Annotated in this window: 15 protein-coding genes; 8 read left to right on the plus strand and 7 right to left on the minus strand. The window is 70.4% G+C overall.

Translation table 11 applies throughout. The features are described from left to right. Window positions 1-67: 67 nt before the first annotated feature. The gene (locus tag D7Y11_RS04215; RefSeq protein ID WP_126933077.1) at window positions 68-838 is read right to left on the minus strand and encodes a ferritin-like domain-containing protein; all 771 of its coding nucleotides are present in this window, start codon (window positions 836-838) and stop codon (window positions 68-70) included. After that, the gene (locus D7Y11_RS04220; protein WP_126933078.1) at window positions 835-2,040 is read right to left on the minus strand and encodes a hypothetical protein; all 1,206 of its coding nucleotides are present in this window, start codon (window positions 2,038-2,040) and stop codon (window positions 835-837) included. The genes D7Y11_RS04215 and D7Y11_RS04220 overlap by 4 nt, the downstream gene beginning before the upstream one ends. Window positions 2,041-2,322: 282 nt before the next feature. Between D7Y11_RS04220 and D7Y11_RS04225 the strand changes: the two genes are divergently transcribed. From D7Y11_RS04225 to D7Y11_RS04235, 3 genes are read left to right on the plus strand one after another with little or no spacing between them, the layout of a single operon-like run. Further along, on the plus strand, window positions 2,323-4,671 hold the full coding sequence (locus tag D7Y11_RS04225; RefSeq protein ID WP_126933079.1) for a CHASE2 domain-containing protein: 2,349 nt from the start codon (window positions 2,323-2,325) through the stop codon (window positions 4,669-4,671). A gap of 27 nt (window positions 4,672-4,698) precedes the next feature. Next, the gene (locus tag D7Y11_RS04230) at window positions 4,699-5,262 is read left to right on the plus strand and encodes an SH3 domain-containing protein (RefSeq protein ID WP_120574725.1); all 564 of its coding nucleotides are present in this window, start codon (window positions 4,699-4,701) and stop codon (window positions 5,260-5,262) included. Continuing rightward, window positions 5,262-6,248: a M48 family metalloprotease gene (locus D7Y11_RS04235; protein WP_233596629.1), complete on the plus strand. Its 987-nt coding sequence runs from the start codon at window positions 5,262-5,264 to the stop codon at window positions 6,246-6,248. Before D7Y11_RS04230 ends, D7Y11_RS04235 begins: the two co-directional genes overlap by 1 nt. A 10-nt stretch (window positions 6,249-6,258) precedes the next feature. On the opposite strand, the gene D7Y11_RS44100 is transcribed toward D7Y11_RS04235, so the two are convergent. Genes D7Y11_RS44100 through D7Y11_RS04255 form a run of 3 tightly spaced genes read right to left on the minus strand, consistent with a single transcriptional unit; the run spans window position 6,259 to window position 11,095 of the window. Further along, window positions 6,259-8,037 carry a hypothetical protein gene (locus tag D7Y11_RS44100; RefSeq protein ID WP_233607193.1) on the minus strand — a complete coding sequence of 593 codons (1,779 nt, stop codon included), beginning with the start codon at window positions 8,035-8,037 and terminating at the stop codon, window positions 6,259-6,261. Window positions 8,038-8,046: 9 nt separating this feature from the next. Then, window positions 8,047-9,009: a ParA family protein gene (locus tag D7Y11_RS04250; RefSeq protein ID WP_120574697.1), complete on the minus strand. Its 963-nt coding sequence runs from the start codon at window positions 9,007-9,009 to the stop codon at window positions 8,047-8,049. 49 nt (window positions 9,010-9,058) lie between these two features. Beyond that, a complete protein-coding gene (locus D7Y11_RS04255) occupies window positions 9,059-11,095 on the minus strand; it encodes a HEAT repeat domain-containing protein (protein WP_126933080.1) in 2,037 nt (678 codons plus the stop codon). 238 nt (window positions 11,096-11,333) lie between these two features. Here D7Y11_RS04255 and D7Y11_RS04260 point away from each other — a divergent pair, with 238 nt between their 5' ends. Then, window positions 11,334-12,215, plus strand: a complete 882-nt coding sequence (locus tag D7Y11_RS04260) for a nitronate monooxygenase family protein (RefSeq protein WP_126933081.1) — start codon at window positions 11,334-11,336, stop codon at window positions 12,213-12,215. A gap of 423 nt (window positions 12,216-12,638) precedes the next feature. Beyond that, a complete protein-coding gene (locus D7Y11_RS04265; RefSeq protein ID WP_120574700.1) occupies window positions 12,639-13,013 on the plus strand; it encodes a helix-turn-helix transcriptional regulator in 375 nt (124 codons plus the stop codon). A gap of 14 nt (window positions 13,014-13,027) precedes the next feature. Here the strand turns inward: D7Y11_RS04265 and D7Y11_RS04270 are convergent, their stop codons facing one another. Both D7Y11_RS04270 and D7Y11_RS04275 read right to left on the minus strand, forming a co-directional pair. Next, a complete protein-coding gene (locus tag D7Y11_RS04270) occupies window positions 13,028-14,425 on the minus strand; it encodes a sensor histidine kinase (protein ID WP_126933082.1) in 1,398 nt (465 codons plus the stop codon). Window positions 14,426-14,471: 46 nt separating this feature from the next. Then, window positions 14,472-15,098, minus strand: a complete 627-nt coding sequence (locus tag D7Y11_RS04275) for a phospholipase D-like domain-containing protein (RefSeq protein ID WP_120574727.1) — start codon at window positions 15,096-15,098, stop codon at window positions 14,472-14,474. A gap of 125 nt (window positions 15,099-15,223) precedes the next feature. On the opposite strand from D7Y11_RS04275, the gene D7Y11_RS04280 reads away from it, so the two are divergent. Genes D7Y11_RS04280 through D7Y11_RS04290 form a run of 3 tightly spaced genes read left to right on the plus strand, consistent with a single transcriptional unit; the run spans window position 15,224 to window position 18,846 of the window. Then, window positions 15,224-15,895, plus strand: coding sequence for a TetR/AcrR family transcriptional regulator (locus tag D7Y11_RS04280; RefSeq protein WP_126933083.1), 672 nt, complete (start codon window positions 15,224-15,226; stop codon window positions 15,893-15,895). A 32-nt stretch (window positions 15,896-15,927) separates the two neighbouring features. Continuing rightward, complete coding sequence (locus D7Y11_RS04285) at window positions 15,928-17,379, plus strand: aldehyde dehydrogenase family protein (RefSeq protein ID WP_120574703.1); 1,452 nt, start codon at window positions 15,928-15,930, stop codon at window positions 17,377-17,379. A 27-nt stretch (window positions 17,380-17,406) separates the two neighbouring features. Beyond that, window positions 17,407-18,846, plus strand: a complete 1,440-nt coding sequence (locus tag D7Y11_RS04290; RefSeq protein ID WP_126933084.1) for an aldehyde dehydrogenase family protein — start codon at window positions 17,407-17,409, stop codon at window positions 18,844-18,846. Window positions 18,847-18,909 lie beyond the last annotated feature (63 nt).

Consider the following 18,909-nt stretch of genomic DNA (forward strand, 5'->3'; position numbering starts at 1 on the left):
TGTGCGAGCCCACAAGCTGTGTCCTCGCACAACGGCCTGCCATGTCCGCCTGCCTGCCCGGCTGGCCTCAGGGCTGCGCGGGGACGGACGCGGAGTCCATGGGGGCACGCGCCTCCGTGGCCACTCCTGACGCGAGCCAGCCCTTCACCAACGCCAGGTGCTCGGCCTCCGCGTCCAGCGCCAGCGTGAAGCGGTCCGCGAGCGTGTCATGGCCCAGGCCGCGCGCCAGGTCGATGAGCAGCTCCCAGCTCGCGTTGTCCGTCAACTCCGCCACCAGCAGCGCCTGCGTGGCCTGCCGCAGGTTGGTGCGCGGGTCGGAGATGGCCGCGGGCACGCCCATGGAGATGACCGAGGTGAGGTCCGCCGACGGCGTCATCGCCGTGGGGTCCGCGCCCAGCTTCTCCAGCGCCTCCGTCAGCAGCGCGAAGTGGCTCAGCTCATCATCGAGGATCTTCATGAGCAGCTCGCGCGACGGGCCTCCCTCCCAGCTGCCGAAGACCTCCAGCTTGGAGAGCGCGCCCTCGTAGAGCCGGACGCCGGTGCGCTCGAAGGCGAGCCGTTCGCCCAGCTTGTCGATGAGCACGGTGGGCTTGCCGCCCTTGAGCATGTCCACCGCGGTCTTCGCCATGCCCTTGAGGCTCGCGGGCGGCGGGACGCGGCCCAGGCCGTCACCGGCCTCGCGCATGTACTGCTTGCGCACCTCCGCGATGGCCTGCGCGTCACCCGGGCTGCTGGGCTCCGCGCGCTCCGCTTCCGCGATGATGTCCTTGCTGTCCACGGGTGACGTCTTGATACCGGTGCGGTTCATCCCCACGTCGGCGACGGTGTCCTTGCTCATTGCAGCCTCCTGCCTTCCAGCACCGAGCCCATGCGCTCCGCCTTCGCGGCGAGCTCCGTGCCCGGCCTCCATTTGTATCCAGCCGCCGCCGTCTCCGAGGGCGACCCTTCCGAGTTCAGCTGCGCCTGGTACACGAGCGTGCGGTGGTCCGGAGGCAGCTGGGATTTGTCCACGTACTCGGTGCCGTCGGAGCGCATGTCCACCTCCTGCGAGAGGACCTTGCGCACGAACTCGCGGTGCTCCTTGAACGCGATGGGCTCCGGGAGCGTGCGGGGCAGCACCTCCGCGGGGTCACGCTGCTCCAGGCTCTTGAACAGCTCCATCACGTAGTGGAGGTGTCCCAGCTCGTAGTCCACGAACCGCTGCCACACCTCCTTGATGCGCGGGTTCGTCTCGTACGCGAGGCACGAGTGGTAGTTGTAGACCTCCATGGCCTCGTGGAGCATCCACTTCTCCAGCAGGGACTCGCCGGGGTCCATCAGCGAGCCGTACTGGGTGACGTGCTGCTCCTCGATGGAGGCGATCTCCGCGTAGAGCTGCCGCGCGACGGGGTCCGTGAACGTGGGGCCCACGGTCATGTAGTAGTCGTGCGTCTGGAACTCGGACGCGGTGATGGTCATCGCGTGCAGCTTGGACAGCGGATCCGCGGCCTTGCGGTCATACGGGCGGCGCAGGTCGTCCAGCGGATGGCGGTGCTCCACGGACGTGGGGCGGCCCGGAATGATGTCCGTATAGGACTGGGTGATGTTGTTGGGGTCCTGGCCTTCCAGCCGATCGTAGAGCGCGGAGTAGCGGTACAGGTGGTCGAAGTCCTCCAGCATCCCGAACCGGTACGTCTGGGCCAGATAGGGGTCGGGCTCGTGGATGGCCACGCTGGCCGTGACTTCAATGGCGAGCTGCTCGAAGCCGAGCGTGGTCTCGATGACCTTCTGGTCCGGCGGCGTGAGCCAGTTCACCAGCGTCTGCTGGTGGTGCTCCGCGCGGCGCACCAGCGCCAGGTGCGGACGCAGCTCCAGGCTGAGCCGCGCGAAGATGTGTTTCATGCGCAGGGCATCCGCTTCGATGCCGTTCATCAGGATGACGCGCGTCCGGGTGAACGCGTCGTCGTCCATCTTGCTGTAGGGCCGCCGCACGAGGTCCTTCCAGGTGAAGGCCTGACGCTCCACGGGGACGCCTTTTTCTTTGAACAGGTCCAGGGCCACGAGGTGACTCCTTCAGGGCAGGGACAGGGCATTGAAACGCGGGCGATGAAGGTCACCGCCTCGGGTCCCATGGAGTTGAAGGTTGTGGGCCACGCGCCGTCGGCAACAGACGGGCAGCCGTCGCCCGCAGGCCTCCAGGGACTGCGACGGCTCGCCGGGTCTCCTGCTTCGCAGGCCTCTCTGGGTCCTCCTGGATGAAGGTCCAGTTCCGTCCTGCCCCGCACGTGCCGAGGGGGCATCTCCCGGAGTAGCGTCTCGCCATCGACCTCGTGGGGAGGGTCCGTGGCGGGTGAGACGTGGAAGCTGATCCAGGAGCGCTGGCGCCATCACGGACGCGCGATGCTGGGCATCGCGCTGGCAGCCACACTCATCGCGTGGGCGTGCGAGGAGGCGAAGGTCCTCGAGAGCACGGAGCACATCGCCTACGACGAAGCCCTGGTCCGGTTCACTGGTGGCCGGAAAGAGTCCAAGCAGGTGGTCGTGGTGGCCATCGACCAGGACTCCATCGATGAAATCAGTCAGAACGCGCAGCTCCAGATCAACTTCGGCAACTGGCCGTACACGCGCACGCTGTGGGCGAGCATCGCGCAGGAGCTGAAGGCCCAAGGAGCCAGGGCCGTGCTGTTCGACGCGGTGATGGACGAGCGGACGGCCGACGAGTCCGTGGACCTGGGCTTCGCGCAGGTGCTGCGTGAGACAGGCCTCCCTTTCTACCTGGGCATGTCGACCAGCGAGTCGGCGAAGCGACTCGTCCACGCGGACCTCCAGGCCCCCGTGCCGCTGACCGTTCCCGAGGCCGCTCCCGCCGCCAGCCCTCCAGAAGACGACTCCTTCCCCGAAGAGGAGGAGTTCAAGGAAGCACCCGCTCCGGCCACGCCTGTGCTGACGCCCGGAGCCCTGGCGCGGGCACTCGCCTTCCCCGCGCGTCGGGCGGAGGGGGAGCCGTTGCCCAGGATTGGGCAGATGCCATCGAAGCCGACACCGAAGCCCCGCTACCCGGTGCCTCCGACGCCCGCGCTGGTCAGCGCGGTGAACGGGGTCGGGCTGGTGGACATGGAGGCGGATGGAGATGGCTCCATGCGCCGCACGCGCTTCGCGTACACGGACGGCACCAATACCTACGTGACGCTGCCCGTGCGCATGATGGCGGACCTGCTGGGCGCGAAGGAGGTCGTGTTCTCCGGCCGCACCCTCCGCCTGGGTGAGCACACGTGGCACGTGGACCCGGACGGCAGCGCGGCGCTGGACTACGGCGGTCCGCTGGAAAAACGCTTCGTGGCGGTGAGCCTCTTCGACGTGCTGAACGACTGGATCCACCGTTCCAAGGGCGAAAAGCTGGACCTGGCCGCGGACATCTTCCAGGACAAGGTCGTCGTCATCGGCGGCACGGCGGTGGGCCTCAACGACATCAAGGCCACGCCCTTCTCCGCCGCGGAGCCCGGGCTGGTGAAGCAGGCCACGGTGGTGGACACGCTGCTGTCGGGCACGTTCATCACCCGCGCGCCCCTGGCCGTGGACCTGGGCCTGACGTTCTTCGTGGCGCTGGTGTCCGTGGTGCTGCTGATGACGGCGCGCTGGACACCGCTGGAGGTGGCCTGGCCGGTGGCGCTGATTCTGGGGCTGCACGTGCTCACGGGCCTGCTGCTCAAGACGGCGCACACGCACGTGCTGATGGCGATGCCCGCGCTGGCGGGCGTGGGCGCGAGCGTGGCGGCGCTGGCGTTCAACCACCTGGTGGCCAACCGCGAGACCCAGTTCATCCGGCAGGCGTTCCACCGCTTCATGGAGCCGAAGCTGGTGGAGCAGATGATCCGCTCACGGCAGCTGCCGCGCCTGGATGGGGAGAACAAGGAGATCACCGCGTTCTTCAGCGACATCCGCGGCTTCTCCACCTTCAGCGAGCGCTTCAAGGAGGACCCGCGCCAGCTGGTGCGCATCCTCAACACGTACCTCACGACCGTGAGCGGGGCGCTGCTGCGCGAAGGCGGCTGCCTGGACAAGTACATCGGCGACGCGGTGGTGTGCCTCTTCGGCGCGCCCATGGCCCAGGAGGACCACGCCGTGCGAGCGTGCCGGGGCGCCCTGGCGGCGAAGGCTGCCGTGGAGGCGCTGCGCGTGGACTTCCGCGAGAAGGGTTTCCCGGACGTGTACACGCGCATCGGCGTGAACAGCGCGGTGAACTTCGTGGGCAACTTCGGCAGCGACCAGCTCTTCAGCTACACGGCCATTGGCGACGGCATGAACCTGGCCGCGCGCCTGGAGGGCGCGAACAAGGCCTACGGGTCGGTCATCATGATTGGCCCACGCACGTACGAATTGGCGCACGAGCACATCGAGGTGCGCGAGCTGGACCGGGTGCGGGTGGCGGGCAAGACGGAGGCCGTCACGGTGTACGAGCTGCTCGCGCTCAAGGGCCAGCTGGACGCGTCCACCCGTCACACGGTGGCGCGCTACCACGAGGCCCTGGGGCTGTACCGTGAGGCCCGCTTCGCGGAGGCCGTGAAGGTGCTGGAGGCGGAGGCCGCCCGGTCGCCGGAGGACGGGCCCACGGCGAAGCTGCTGGAGCGCTGCCGCGAGTATCAGGAGACGCCCCCGGAGAAGTTCGATGGCGTCGCGAATCTGGAGAAGTGACGGCGTATCAGGTTGGGGAGGATGACGATGAGACGATGGACCTGGGGCGTCGTGCTGCTGGCGCTGGGACTGCCGGCGACGGCCGCGTGGGCAGTGAAGAAGGACGAGAAGCTCTACGTGAAGGCGCGCAACACCCGCGTGCTCAAGAGCGCGGTGCCCACGGCGGACGTGGTGGCGGTGCTCCAGCCCGGGCAGCAGGTGACGTGGAAGGGCGCGGACCCGAAGAACGCGCAGTGGCACCAGGTGACGGAGCCCGGAGGCAAGGCCGGCTACGTGTTCCAGACGAACCTGTCCACGAAGCCGCCCGACATGGAGCTGGTGTCCAAGGACGGCAAGACGCGCGGCATCGATACGGCCTCCTTCGTGTCCAGCGGCGCGGCGGTGAAGGCGCTGAGCCCCGGCGCGGAGAAGTACGGCAAGGAGAAGGGCGGCGACTACGCGGTCGCGGTGTCGCAAATCAAGGCGCTGGAGGCCCTGGCCCTCAAGGTCACGCCCGTGGAGATCGACGCGCACGTGAAGCAGGCCGGGCTGTTCCCGGTCGTGGCGCCCAACACGAAGCTGGGCCCCCAGGCGAAGAAGGCGGTGAAGTGATGCGCTCGCGCATGGGATTGCTGGCGGTGGCGGGCCTGGGGCTGTGCCTCACGTCCTGTGCCCAGATGGCGAAGGGCCTGAGGGCCGCGAACCTGGGCGAGGACGCGAACCGGCTGGCGACCGCGGCGGAGAAGGTGGAGTCCTGCGACAAGCTGAAGGTGGAGCCGGCCATCCAGGAGGAGTACGCGCTGGGCAGCGCGCTGGCCATCCACTGGGCGCAGCAGAGCGGCGGGCTGATGCTGTCAGGCGCGGCGGAGGAGAAGCTGAATGCCTACGTCAACACGGTGGGCCGCAACCTGGCCATGCAGTCCCCCCGGCCGGAGCTGAGCTGGACGTTCGGCGTGCTCAAGGACGCGGAGAACTTCAACGCCCTGTCCGCGCCCGGTGGCTACGTGTTCGTCACGCGCCGGTTGCTCCAGGGCGTGGACAACGAGGCGCAGCTCGCGGGCGTGCTGGCGCATGAGATTGCCCACATCGTGCTCAAGCACGCGCTGCAACAGTACGTCTCCGTGAAGGTGAGCACGTGCAAGGGCGCCGCGGTGACGGGCGCCGTGGTGTCCACGGTGGCCTCGAAGGTGGTGGGCGCGAGCCGGGCGGACGGACGGCTGGACCTGGACTCGGACACGGGCCTGATGGGGAAGATGGTCGAAGGCACCGTGGACGCCTTCGGCAAGGGCAACCGCCGGGACGAGGAGCTGGCGGCGGACGCGCTCGCGGTGGAGCTGCTGCTGTCCGCGGGCTACGACCCGGGGGAGTATTCGCTGTTGCTCGGCAAGACGACCGGGGGCGGCGGACTCCTGGCGAACCACCCCAGCGCGAAGGACCGCAGGGAGCAGATTTCCAGGCTCGTCGAAGCGCGGCGGAACAACGCGGATCCGCTCGCGCGGGTGGACGTCGCGTCGCTCCAGCGGCCGGCCCTGCCCGCGGCCTTCGCCGTCGTGGGGCCCGTGAAGAAGTCCACGGGCGTGGCGAAGGACGCGAAGTAGGCGGAGGCCTTCAGCGCACCGTGGCCTGGCTCAAGGCGCGGTGCACGGACTCCAGGGCCTTGCGCGCCTCCAGCAGCTCGGCACGCTCGGCGGTGAGGGACGCGACCTGCTGGGCCAGCACGTCGCGCTCGCCCTGCAGCGTCTCCACGGCGCGGCGCAGGGAGGAGGACTCGTCCTTGGCGCCTTCCAGCTCCACGGCGAGGCGCTCCTCCTCCGCCAGGCTGTCGGCCAGGGCCGCCTTGCCCCTGGTCACGACCTGCTCCAGCGCTTCGTGCTCCTTCGCCGCGGCCTGGAGGGCCTGACGGGACTCCTGGAGGGACAGAAGCGCTTCGTCGCGCTCGCCTTCCAGGGAGGCCAGTTCGCGCTCCAGGTCGGCGAGCAGCTTCACGCGGCCCTCCATCTCCGCGGACAGGCGGCGGGCCTCGTCCATGCGGAGGCGGGCCTCCTCGGTGGCCTTCTCCGCCTGACGGCGGGCGACCTCGAGGTCCTGGGTCAGCGTGAGGTTGGCCGCCTTGACCTTGGTGAGCTCCGCCTGGAGGTGGGTGATGCGCTCCACGGCGCGCTGACCGGCTTCCGCGACGGTGGCGGGCAGCGGCTCCGGGCGAGGGTTCTCGCGCACGGCCTTGAGGCGGGCCTTGAGCTTCTCGCGGCGGGATTCGGAGTCGTCCTCGCGGGGAGGCGCGGGCGTCTGCACCTCGACGGGGGCGGGCGCGGCTTCCTGTCGGGCCACCGTCTCGGTGGTGGTGACGGTGGAGGCCTGGACGGCAACGTACGTCGTCATGGGCTCGGCCTCGGAAGGCATGCGGAGGGCCTGAACGCCCATCCGTCCATCGAACTGTACTCCGGGAGGCGGGCCCGCGAACGTGGCCGGCATGCCCCGGGGGGCTTCCGCCTGCGCCATCGCCGGGGGCGGCGAGGCGAAGGTGACTGGCGCGCCCCGAGTGTCGGCGCGAGGGGCTTCCGCCTGGGGAGGCACCGGCGCGGGGACGGCTTCCGCACGCGGAACAACCGGAGCCGGGTGCTCCACGCGGGCCACGTCGGCACGCAGCGCTTCCGTGTGCGTCACGGAGTGGGCCAGGGGCGCCACGCGCGTCGGGTCCACATGCGTGGCGGCTTCCGGACGCGCCGTCAGCGCATCCCAGCGCGCGGCGGCGGGCGGAGGCGGCTCCTCGTGCGTGGGCGTCGGCTCGGCGCCCAGGGGCTCCTGGCCGAAGGCCTCGACCGCGGACTCCCGCTGCTGCGCGACGGACACGTTCCACGCGGACGCGGCGACGGCCTCCGCCACTTCGCGGTGCGACACCGGCGGCACGGCTTCCGCGTCCCAGACGGACTCCTCGGGCGCGGTCTCCTGCGCCACGTTCCAGCCGGGCGCGGTCTCCTGCGAGTCCGAGTCCAGCCACGGCGCGGGCGCAGCCTCTTCCTCTTCGCGGTGAGCCTCCGGGGACACCAGCGCGGACAGCGCGTGGGACACCGGCGAGAACGAGGGCGCCGTCACCGCCGGCAGCCCCTGCGCGGCGGCGGGCGGCGCGGTGTGCCTGGGCGGTGCGTTCAGCGCGGCCTCCATCGCCTCGGCGGCGGTGGGACGCGGGCCGGCGCGGCGCTCGATGCGCGAGCGCACCTCGGAGGACAGGTCCGGCGACTCCGCGACGGGCGCGGTCGCTTCCGGCGTGGTGGGCTCCGCGGCGGCGGCGGTCCCCGTGGGGTCGGCCGGGTCGAGGGCACCCGTCAGCGCCCCCAGGCGGAGGCGCGGCTTCGCGCGGGACACGTTCTGTTCGAAGGCTTTCTTCATGGGGAAATCTCAGCCGGCTTTCGTCGCGGTGCCGGCCTTCACCGCCGCGGCGTGCGCGGCCACCAGGCGCGGCAGCACGTTGTCCAGCATGGCCTGGATGTCATTGGCGCCCTTGGACGTGGGGTCCGCCACGAACACCGGGCGGCCCTCGCTGGAGGCCTGCGCGAACTTGGTGCACTGCCGGATGATGGTGGGCAGCAGGTACTCGGGGTAGTGCGTCTGGAGCGCCTCCAGCGCCTCCTTCGCCAGCTTGAAGGTGGCGTTGAAGGAGTTCACCACGATGAACACGTGGTCCAGCACGTGGTTGAGGTCCTCCTCCAGGCTCTGCACCGTTTCGAACAGCAGCTTGAGGCCGTGGAAGGACAGGAAGTCCGCGAGCACCGGCACGAACAGGTCGTTCGCGGCCATCAGCGCGTTCAGGTTGAGCAGGCCGAAGGACGGAGGCGCGTCGAAGACGATGAAGTCGTACTGCGACTCCACGTCCTTGAGCGCGTTGCGCAGCTTGAACTCACGGCCGGCCATGGGCATCAGCGCCAGGTCCACCGTGGACATGCTCAGGTTGGACGGGATGAAGTCCAGGTTGGGCAGGGTGGACTTCTGCACCACCTGCGCGAGCGGCGTCTTGCGGACGAGCACGTCCAGCAGCGTCTTCTCGAAGTCCTCGCCCTCGTAGCCCAGGCACTTGGTGGCGTGGCCCTGGCTGTCCAGGTCGATGAGGAGGACGGCGTAGCCCAGCTCCGCCAGGCGCCACGCGTAGGACGTGGACAGGGACGTCTTGCCGGTGCCGCCCTTGAAGTTGAGGAAGAGCTGCCGGCGCAGGCCCGCGGTGGGCGGGAACTTGTTGAGCGTCGTGCGCAGCTCCCACACGTCTTCCGGGCCGTAGGCGTCCTTGCGCAGCTCCGAGGGGATGGACTTCGGAGTCACGCCGAGCATCTCGGCTACCTGCTTCGAGCTGTACGTCGGCGCTTCCATGAACGACCCTTCGGATGACGTGTGAGGCCTGGGCGGGTTGCACCTTGCCTCAAGCGGCGAAGTATTTGTGCCCCCTTCGCACGATGGCCCCTCGGGCCACCAGCAGGGCAACAGCCTCCTGGGCCAGCTCCGCCGGAGCGGACAGCCCGGACGTCAGCTCGGCGAGCGAGCGTCCGCGAACGGCGACCCGCACCTCCTGCAACATCGCCCCACACAGCGCTTCCACGGGAGACGGTCCGCGCTTGGGAGGAACCGGCGGCTGGGCGGCAGGCGCCGGAGCCCGGGCCGGAGGAGGCGCGCCCATGGCGACCAGCGCGGCCTGCACGGGCGTCCGCCGCACGGCGGGCTGCGCGGGCGCGGCGGGAGGAACGGGGGCTACCGGGCGCGACGGCGGCGCGGCAGGACCCGAAGCGAAGGAAACGGGACCACCGTTCGCGACCCGGGCGGGCGCCGGAGCCGCGGCGTGCATCGCGACCGGGGCGGAGCGGGCCGCCCCCACGGTGGCGACCGCGAGCGCGGGGGCGGCCATCGGCGTGGCGGTCCACTGCGAGGTGTTCGCGGCGACATCCGCGAGCGACACCGGCACGGCCGCGTGCGCGGGAATCGAAGGGAGGGGCTGCGCCGCCGCGACCGGGGCACTCACCTGCGGCGCGCCCATCACGGCCACCGGCGGCACCTGCGCCACCGTCACAGGCTGCACGGCATTCACCGCCACGGGCTGCGCCATCTCCGCGACCACGGGGGCCGCGCGCACGGGCTTCACTTCCAGCGTCGCGCGCACGGGCTTCACGGGCAGCGTCGCCAGCCGACGGATCTCCCGGCGCCGGTGCGCATCATCCAGCGCGACCACCGCGGACACGTCGTGCCCCAGGATGCGCGACAGGCTCTGCGCCGCCGCCTTGCGCACGCGCGCCTCGCCGTCGTCCAGCGCGCCCAGCAGCAGCATCCGAGCGTTCTCGCCCCGGCCCGCGCCCAGCGCCAGCGCCGCCAGCGCGCGGACCTCCGGATCCGTGTCGTGGATCGCGTCCTCGCCCAGCCGCCGCGCCGTCTCCCCCTCCAACCCCAGGGCCAACAGCGACGCGCGCCGGCGCACCGACCGGTCCGAATCCTTCATCGCCTGCGCCAGGTGCGGCGCCGCGTCATTCGGGGCAAGCACCAGCAGCGCCTTCAACGCCGCGATGCGCACCTCAGGCACCGGCGACGACAGGAGCGGCGACACCACCGACGCGCCCTCCTCCCGGCACAGCCCCGCGAACGCCTGCACCAGCGCCACCTGCGCCGTCGCGTCCGTCTCCGCGTGCAGCGCCGCCGCCAACGCGGGTGCCGCCGCCGGATGCGCCAGCGCCTTCAGCCGCTCCGCCGCCCGCACCCTCGCCGCCGCGTCCGCCGCCGACAGCTCCCGCACGGAGAACCCGAACAGCGTCTCGTCCGTGGTGCTGCCCGTATGCCCGGACAGCTCCGCCATCTGCTCCGGGCTCACCCGCAGGCGGCCCTCGCTCTGCAGCCGCTGCGCCTCGCGCGCCACCGGCGACAGCCCCGACTCCGCCGCGCCCGACGACACCGTCGAAGCCCGGGGCGGAATGGCCGGCGCGGGGCGCTCCGCCCACGGCACGTTCGGATCGGAGGACTTCAGCGGCACCGCCGGCCCGTATAAGGGCGCGCGCATCGCCGGCACGTCCCCGCGGAGGATCACCTCGCTGCGCAGCTGGGAGATGAACGACGCCAGGTCGAACCCCAGCTCGTCGTCATCGTCCGAAGCCATGGCGCGTGACTGCCCGGAGGAGTGGATCCGGCTCGCGTCCAGCAGCTTCGCCATCAGCTGGTCGCGCTCCAGTCGCAGCGCGTGGTTGAGCCGGGACAGCTCCTCGCGCTCGGCCTGCGCGCGGGCGCTCTTCACCTCCATCGAGGCCACCTCCCGGCGCAGGTCCAGCTCACGCTGGTGCCGCTCCGACAGGTCCTCCTTGAGGTGCGAAAGCTCGTCGCGCGTGGACGCCAGCTCGCCATGCAACTGCTGCGCACGGGCCTCGAAGTAGACGATCTTTTCGAGTGCGCTCTTGAGCAGCGCGTCCGGACGCTCGTCACTCACGACTGGCTCTCGCCTCCCCGCGAAGGCGCTCGGCGGCGCTCCCCGGTTCGCTTCACCGAAGGGACTCCCCGGTTTCCCGGCTCGCCGCCGGGGCAGGCACCTTATGTCAGCCCTACGTGCTACGTAAACCACGGAAACACCAGGGGTTTTCCCCTGCTGGGGCACGCTGTGATTGACAACGCCGCCCGGGCCGATTTTTCGGCCTCGCGCTCGCGCGCACGCATGCTCCAATGCGCGCATGGCCCCTTCGCGCATCGATACCGCGGTCACCCGGATGTTGGGCATTCGCTATCCCATCATCGCCGCTCCCATGTTCCTGGTGTCCAACGCGGCGCTGCTGGAGGCCGCCGGACGCGCGGGCGCCATCGGGGCGGTGCCGTCGCTGAACTACCGCACCGCGCAGGCGTACCGGGACTTCCTGAACACGTTCCCGAAGGACGTGCCCTTCGGCGTGAACCTCATCCTCAAGTGGGCCGAGCGCCTGGAGGAGGACGTGGCCGCGACGGTGGAGCGCAAGGTGCCGCTGGTCATCACCAGCCTGGGCGACCCCACGCCCATCGTGGAGCGCGTGCACGCGTACGGCGGCAAGGTGTGGAGCGACGTGATTTCGCTGCGCCACGCGGAGAAGGCCGTGAAGGCCGGCGTGGATGCGCTCGTCGCGGTGGGCAGCGGCGCGGGCGGTCACGCGGGCAACCTGAGCCCCATGGTGCTGGGCCCGTGGCTCAAGGCGGAGTTGGGCGTGCCGGTGGTGCTCGCGGGCGCGCTGTCCACGGGGCGCCACCTGGCCGCCACGCTCGCGCTGGGCATGGATGGCGCGTACGTGGGCACGCGCTTCCTGGCCACGGAGGAGGCCGGCGCCGCGCCCGACTACAAGCAGGCGCTGGTGGACTCAGGGCCCGAGGACCTGGAGTACACGAAGGAGGTCACCGGCGTGCACGGCAACTTCATCAAGAGCGCGCTGGAGCGCTTCCGCGCGGGCCAGGGCAAGGCGTGGAAGGACACCTGGAGCGCGGGCCAGGGCGTGGCCTTCGTGAAGGACGTGCTGCCCGCCGCCACCGTCGTCGACCGCATGGTGCGCGAGTACTCCGAGGCCCGCGCCGCGCTGCCGTCCGAATCCTGAAGCAGCACTGAAGCAACCCGGGTGTCGAGCCCCGCTTCCGGCCCCTTCCGCCGGAAGCGCGCGGTCTCCCCGGACCCGCGAAGTCGCCGCGAATCGCACGAAGCTACCTGCCACGTCGGGCGACCTCTCAAGGCCTTCCCGTGACGTCTTGGGAGGGGCGGAAGCGTGCCCGCCTACCACCCCGGTTCGGCGCGCGTGACGCGCAAGAAAAAACACCCGGGAAGCCTTGCCAGACGCGCGCGTGGGAACGGCGGAAACGGCGGATTGTCGAGGGTTTGCGGGCCCCGTCCGAACGCCCGGAGATGTCAGACCCCACTCTTAATCTGTGTCTCACGAGGTCACGCAAGGCAGCGACTTCTCCCCGGTACCTCTCCGTCTGAAAAGCGGGGGGAGAAGCTCCTCTTTCGACAGGTTTTCCACGCCATGGAACAACGACTGGCAACCCTTATTGGAAACGCGGTGCGAGTGGCCCGGCAGCGGCTGGAGCTGACGCAGGCCGATGTCGCCGAGCGCGTTGGCATCGCCACCGAGGTGTACGGGCGGCTGGAGCGCGGGCACATGCTGCCCAGCGTGCGGACGTTGCGGAAGCTGTGCCTCGTGCTGAGCTGCTCGTCGGACGTGCTGCTCGGGCTGAGCGCGACGGCGGCGGTGACGGAGGACGGCGCGCCGCAGGTGGCGGAGGATCCGCCGGAGTACCGTGAGCGTCCGGAAGTGCGCCGCCTGCTGCGCACGGTGCGCAAGCTGGACTCCCCGCGCCTGCGCCTGTTGGGTCAGGTGGCGCACGCCCTGGAGCGATGAAGCGCTGAAGGGGGCTACTCGGCCGCGGGCTCCGCGTTCGCGTCCACGGGCGCCGGTGCTTCGCGGTGGACAGGGGGGGATGCAGCTCCGGCGATGGGCAGCCGGAGGATGAAGCGCGCACCGCCTTCGGCGCGGTTCTCCGCGTCCAGGGTGCCGCCCGCGCGCGCCACGTAGTCGCGGCAGAGCGCCAGGCCCAGGCCGGTGCCCTTGCCGGGCGGCTTCGTGGTGAAGAAGGGCTCGAAGAGGCGCGACAGCGCGGCCTCGGGGATGCCCGGCCCGTTGTCCTCCACCTCCACCCGCACGCGGCCGTCTTCCATGCGCGCGCGCAGCATCACGTGCGCGGGCTTGCTGGAGCGGGCGGCCTCCAGTGCGTCCGCGGAGTTGAGCAGCAGGTTCACCAGCACCTGCACCAGGTGGCGGGCCGTGACGCGCGCGGGGGACAGCCCCTGTGCCACGTCGCGCTCCACCACGCCCAGGCTGCGCAGGCGCACCGAGGCCAGCCGCTGCGCCTCGGCCAGCGCCTGCGCGACGTCGCAGGACTCCAGCTCGTCGGGGGCTTCACGCGAGAACAGGCGCAGGTCGGTGACGATCTGCTGGATGCGCAGCACGCCCTGCTGCGTCTCGTCCAGCACGCGCAGCACGTCCTCCAGGTCATCGGGCGAGCCGTGCGCCCATTCCTCCTGGAGGTAGTGCAGGTTCGACTTCACGTACGCGAGCGGGTTGTTCACCTCATGGGCCACGCCCGCGGCCAGCTGCCCCACCACCACCAGCCGCTCCACCTCCGCGCGCTGGCGCTCCACGCGCACGCGGCGCGACTCGCTCTCCGCCAGTTGGCGCAGGGCCTCCACGCGCTCCAGGTGCGCGTTGCGCTCGGCCGCGCGCAGCTTGCGGAAGGCCTCCGCGCCGTGCGCGGACACCGCGAACACGAAGAGGAGGCTGATGCACTGGCTGACGAACGCCATCCAGGGCGCGTGCGCCAGCCACATCATCAGCAGCACCGCCACCAACGTGCCGGCCATGGCGGACCACACCGGCAGCCGCTGGCCCGGGACGAAGACGGCGACGAAGAGGGGCACCGTGTAGAACGACGGGAACAGCGGGCTGGACAGGCCTCCAGTGAGCTGGATGCACACGGCGAGCGAGGTCAGGCTGACGACGCCCGCCGTGATGCCGCTGAACGGAGGGCGCAGCCACCCCGCGCCGACCGCGGTCCCCAGCACGAGGAACGACACGGTCCAACCCAGGTTCACCAGGAGGTAATCCGCGCGGAAGCCACCCAGGACCAACGGGTGTGCCAGCGAGCCCAGCGCGATGATCAGCGCGCACCACCAATACGTGCGGCGCCGGACCCGCCGGCGGGCCCAGACATCCGCGTTCGCGTCGTCCCACGCGCTGGAGGTTGGAGACGTCACCCCGGCCCGGACCGCCCGGCCGCGCTGCGCGGCGCGAAGTACAGCGTCATGTCGAGTCCTCCCGTGGACGTCGCAGCCGGCGGGACTTCCCCAAACGCACCGCGTCCCGTCCCCGTTTCTTCGCCTGTCCGCCGCCGGAGGGCAAGATGGGGTCAGGACACACCGCGCGAAGTCGACATCCCCGGCACTCGGCGCCGGTCCACACAGCCTCGAAGAGGGCGGTGGTCCGGTCGATGGTGTCGAAGTCCTCCGTCACGAAGCCCATCTCGAAGTTGCGGACGTCGTCGCCCTTGGCGCCCAGGCCCGCGCCGGTGAGGTTGGCGCTCCCCAGGTAGACCCAGGCGCCGTCCACCACCACCGCCTTGAAGTGGACGCGCGGGCACACCTTCAGCTCCAGGCCCCCCTTCACCAGCCGGGAGCGCGCGTCGAACGCGGCCCGGAACGGCCGGCTGGGCAGCTCCGCATGTAACAGCCGCAGCGCCACGCCCCGGGCGGCCAGCCCATCCAGCACCTCCAGGAGCGGAACGAAGGCCCCCTTCGAGCGCTCCACGTACATGGCCTTCACGTTGGCGGTGGCCATCCACACCGACTCGCGCGCGTGGGCCAGCTTGCGCAGCACCACCTCCTGGTACAGCGCGCTCCCCGACAGCAGCTCCGCGTCGATGGGCCTCATCATGTCACCCAGCGTCGCACACTGGATTACACGAAACCATCCCCCTCCCCTCGCGAACGTCCTGCGGTGGAAGGAGACCCAGGCGCCGGCTTGACCGGTGACCGGCGGTCATTTAACTCCGGGTCATGGCGGGAGCACTGGCCGCGAAGCGGGTCGTCCCACTGCGGGCGCGGCGGGACGAGGACAAGGAAGCGCGGCGGCGGGAGCTGCTGGACGCGGCGCGCGCGCTGTTCGAGGCCACGTCGTTCGCCGAGGTGAAGATGGCGGACGTCGCGGCGCGCACGGGCCTGGCGAAGGGGACGGTGTTCCTCTACTTCCCGACGAAGGAGGCGCTGTTCCTGGCGCTCCTGGACGACCTGCTCACCGCGTGGTTCGCGAAGCTGAACGGGCGCCTCGCGGAAGACGGCACGTGGACGGGCCACCAGTTGGCGCGCACGGTGGCCGACTCGCTGAAGGGCGAGGAGACCTTCACGCGGCTCCTGGCGCTGGCGCAGACGGTGCTGGAGCAGAACGTGACCGTGGAGCAGGCGCGAGCGTTCAAGGAGCGCGTGCTGGTGGCCATGGGGACGACGTCAACGCTGCTCCAGCAGCGGCTGCCCTTCCTCACACCCCAGACGGCGGGCCAGCTCATCCGCTACGTGCACGCGCTGGTAACAGGCCTGCGGCAGATGGCGGACATCGCGCCCGTGGCGCGCGAGGTGTTGACGCTGCCGCACATGGCGCCCCTGCGCGTGGACTTCACCGCTGAATTGACGACGGCCATCACCACCCTTCTTCGCGGGCTCGAGACCCGCTGACCCTTTGCGTCTTTCTTGAAACGGAGCCCGTCATGCTGGAAGCCGTCGCGTCCCTCCTCCCCCAGGCCACGGTTGAAGTGGACCGCATCCGCGCGGTGTTCGAGTCGCAGCGCGCGAACCGCTGGAACCTGTCGCGCAGCACTCCCGCGGAGCGCATCGCGAGGCTGCGCAAGCTGCGCGAGGCCATCATCGCGCGGCGCGAGCAGCTGGCGGAGGCCATCCACCAGGACTTCCGCAAGCCTGCGATGGAGGTGGAGCTGACGGAGATCCACCCGACGCTGGAGGAGCTGAACCACACGGTGAAGCACCTGAAGTCGTGGATGAAGCCCAAGCGGGTGGCGACGCCGCTGACGCTCAAGGGCGCGTCCAGCCACGTGCGCTTCGAGGCGAAGGGCGTGGTGGTCATCTTGTCGCCGTGGAACTACCCGTTCCAGTTGCTGGCGGCGCCGCTCATCGCGGCCATCGCCGCGGGCAACGCGGTGATGCTCAAGCCCAGCGAGAAGACGCCGCACACGTCGCGCTTCCTGGCGAAGCTGGTGCGAGACATCTATCCGGAGAACGAGGTGGCGGTGTTCGAGGGCGGCGCGGAGGTGGCGGAAGTGCTGCTCCAGCAGCCGTTCGACCACTTCTTCTTCACGGGCAACCCGAACATCGGCCGCAAGGTGATGGCGGCGGCGACGAAGTTCCTGTCCAGCGTGACGCTGGAATTGGGCGGCAAGTCGCCGGTCATCATCGACGAGTCGGCGAACCTGAAGGCGGCGGCGGAGGCGCTGGCGTGGGGCAAGTTCGTCAACGCGGGCCAGACGTGCGTGGCGCCGGACTACATCTACGTGCCGGCATCGAAGCAGCAGGAGTTCCTGGAGGCGTTCAAGGCGGTGCTGACGCGCTTCTACGGCGCGACGGAGGCCGAGCGTCAGGCGAGCCCGGACTTCGCGCGGGTGGTGGACCCGGCGGCGTGGAGGCGGATCAAGGAAGTGCTCGACCGCACGGTCGCCGCGGGGGCGAAGGTGGAAGCGGGCGGTACGGCGGACGGGCCGTCGCGGTACGTGGCACCCACGGTGTTGTCCGGGGTGACGACGAAGATGCCCATCATGGAGGCGGAGATCTTCGGGCCGGTGTTGCCGGTGCTGACGTACGAGCGGCGCGAGGAGGTCTACGCGCACATCAACGAAGGTGGGAAGCCGCTGGCGCTGTACGTGTTCTCGCAGGACTCGAAGAGGGTGGAGGAGGTGCTCCAGCACACGACGTCCGGCGGGGTGGTGGTGAACAACGTGCTCATCCACGTGGCGAACCCGAACCTGCCGTTTGGCGGGGTGGGGATGAGCGGGTTGGGGAACTACCACGGGCACTACGGCTTCAAGACGTTCAGCCACGAGCGGGCGGTGATGGTTCAGTGGATGAAGTCGCTGGCCGCGGTGTTCTTCCCGCCGTATCGGGGAAAGACCCAGGAATGGGCTTCCAAGGCGACCCGGATGCTGGAGTAGGTCCTGGGGAGGGAGAGAGGAACCGGCATGCGCGTGGTGTCAGTGGAGGAGGCCCTGGTCCCGGGAGACCTGCAGGCGGTGTTCGACCGCCTCCAGGCGCGCCGCTGGGAGCTGGCGAAGACAGGGCCCAAGGAGCGCCTCGCGCGGCTGGAGAAGCTCAAGGCGCTGCTCCTGGAGCGGCGTGAGGAGCTGGCGGACGCGCTGCACGAGGACTTCCGCAAGCCGCCCGCGGAGGTGGAGGCGACGGAAATCCTCCCCGTGCTGCTGGAGCTGGCGCACGTGCAGAAGCACCTGAAGGCGTGGATGAAGCCGCGCAAGGTGGGGGCGCCGCTGCTGCTCGCGGGCACGAAGAGCGAGGTTCATCCGGAGCCCAAGGGCGTGGTGCTCGTCCTGGCGCCGTGGAACTACCCGTTCCACCTGCTGGTGTCGCCGCTGGTGGCGGCGGTGGCGGCGGGCAACGCGGTGCTGTGCAAGCCGAGCGAGAAGACGCCGGGCACGGCGCGCTTCCTGGCGCAGCTGCTGCGGGACGTGTTTCCGCAGGACGAGGTGGCGCTGGTGGAGGGCGGCGCGGAGGTGGGCGAGGCGTTGTTGCGGCTGCCGTTCGACCACTTCTTCTTCACGGGCGGGCCGCGCGTGGGCCGGCGGGTGATGGAGGCGGCGGCGCGGCACCTGTCGGGAGTGACGCTGGAGTTGGGTGGGAAGTCGCCGGTCATCGTGGATGCGTCAGCGGACGTGGACGCGGCGGCGGAGCGGATTGTGTGGGGGAAGTTCCTGAACGCGGGGCAGACGTGCATCGCGCCGGACCACGTCTGGGTGCACGCGTCGAAGGAAGAGGCGCTGCTCTCCGGGATGAAGGCCGCGCTGGAGCGCTTCTACGGGAAGACAGAGGAGGCACGGCGCGCGACGCCGGACTTCTGCCGGATGGTGGATGACGGCGCGTTCAAGCGCGTGTGCCGACTGCTGGATGAGTCCGTGGCGGGAGGAGCGCGGGTGGTGGCGGGCGGCGGCGTGCACGCGGAGACGCGCTACATCGCGCCGACAGTGCTGGCGGACGTGACGCCGGAGTCGGCGGTGATGGACGAGGAGATCTTCGGGCCGCTGTTGCCGGTGCTGCGCTTCGAGTCACTGGATGAAGTGGTGACGCAGGTGCGCGCGGGCGGCAAGCCGCTGGCCATGTATGTCTTCAGCAATGAAGAGGCCACGGTGGAGCGCCTGCTGAAGGAGACGAGCGCGGGCGGCACGGTGGTGAACAACGTGGTGTTGCACAACGTGAACCCGCACCTGCCCTTCGGAGGCGTGGGGCAGAGCGGGCTGGGCGCGTACCACGGAGAAGCGGGCTTCAAGGCCTTCAGCCACGAGCGCGCGGTGGTGCGGCAGGGCCGCACGGCCTTCACGAACCTCTTCTTCCCGCCGTACCGGGGCAAGGCGCAGCGACTGGCCCGGCTCGCGAGCAAGCTGTTCGAGTAGCCCGGTGGGGCCCCGTGCTCGCGGGGCCCCTGGGACTTCTCCGCTGCGCAGGCCCGGGGCTTC

It is taken from the genome of Corallococcus sp. AB018 (assembly GCF_003986945.1).
Lineage (GTDB): Bacteria > Myxococcota > Myxococcia > Myxococcales > Myxococcaceae > Corallococcus > Corallococcus exiguus.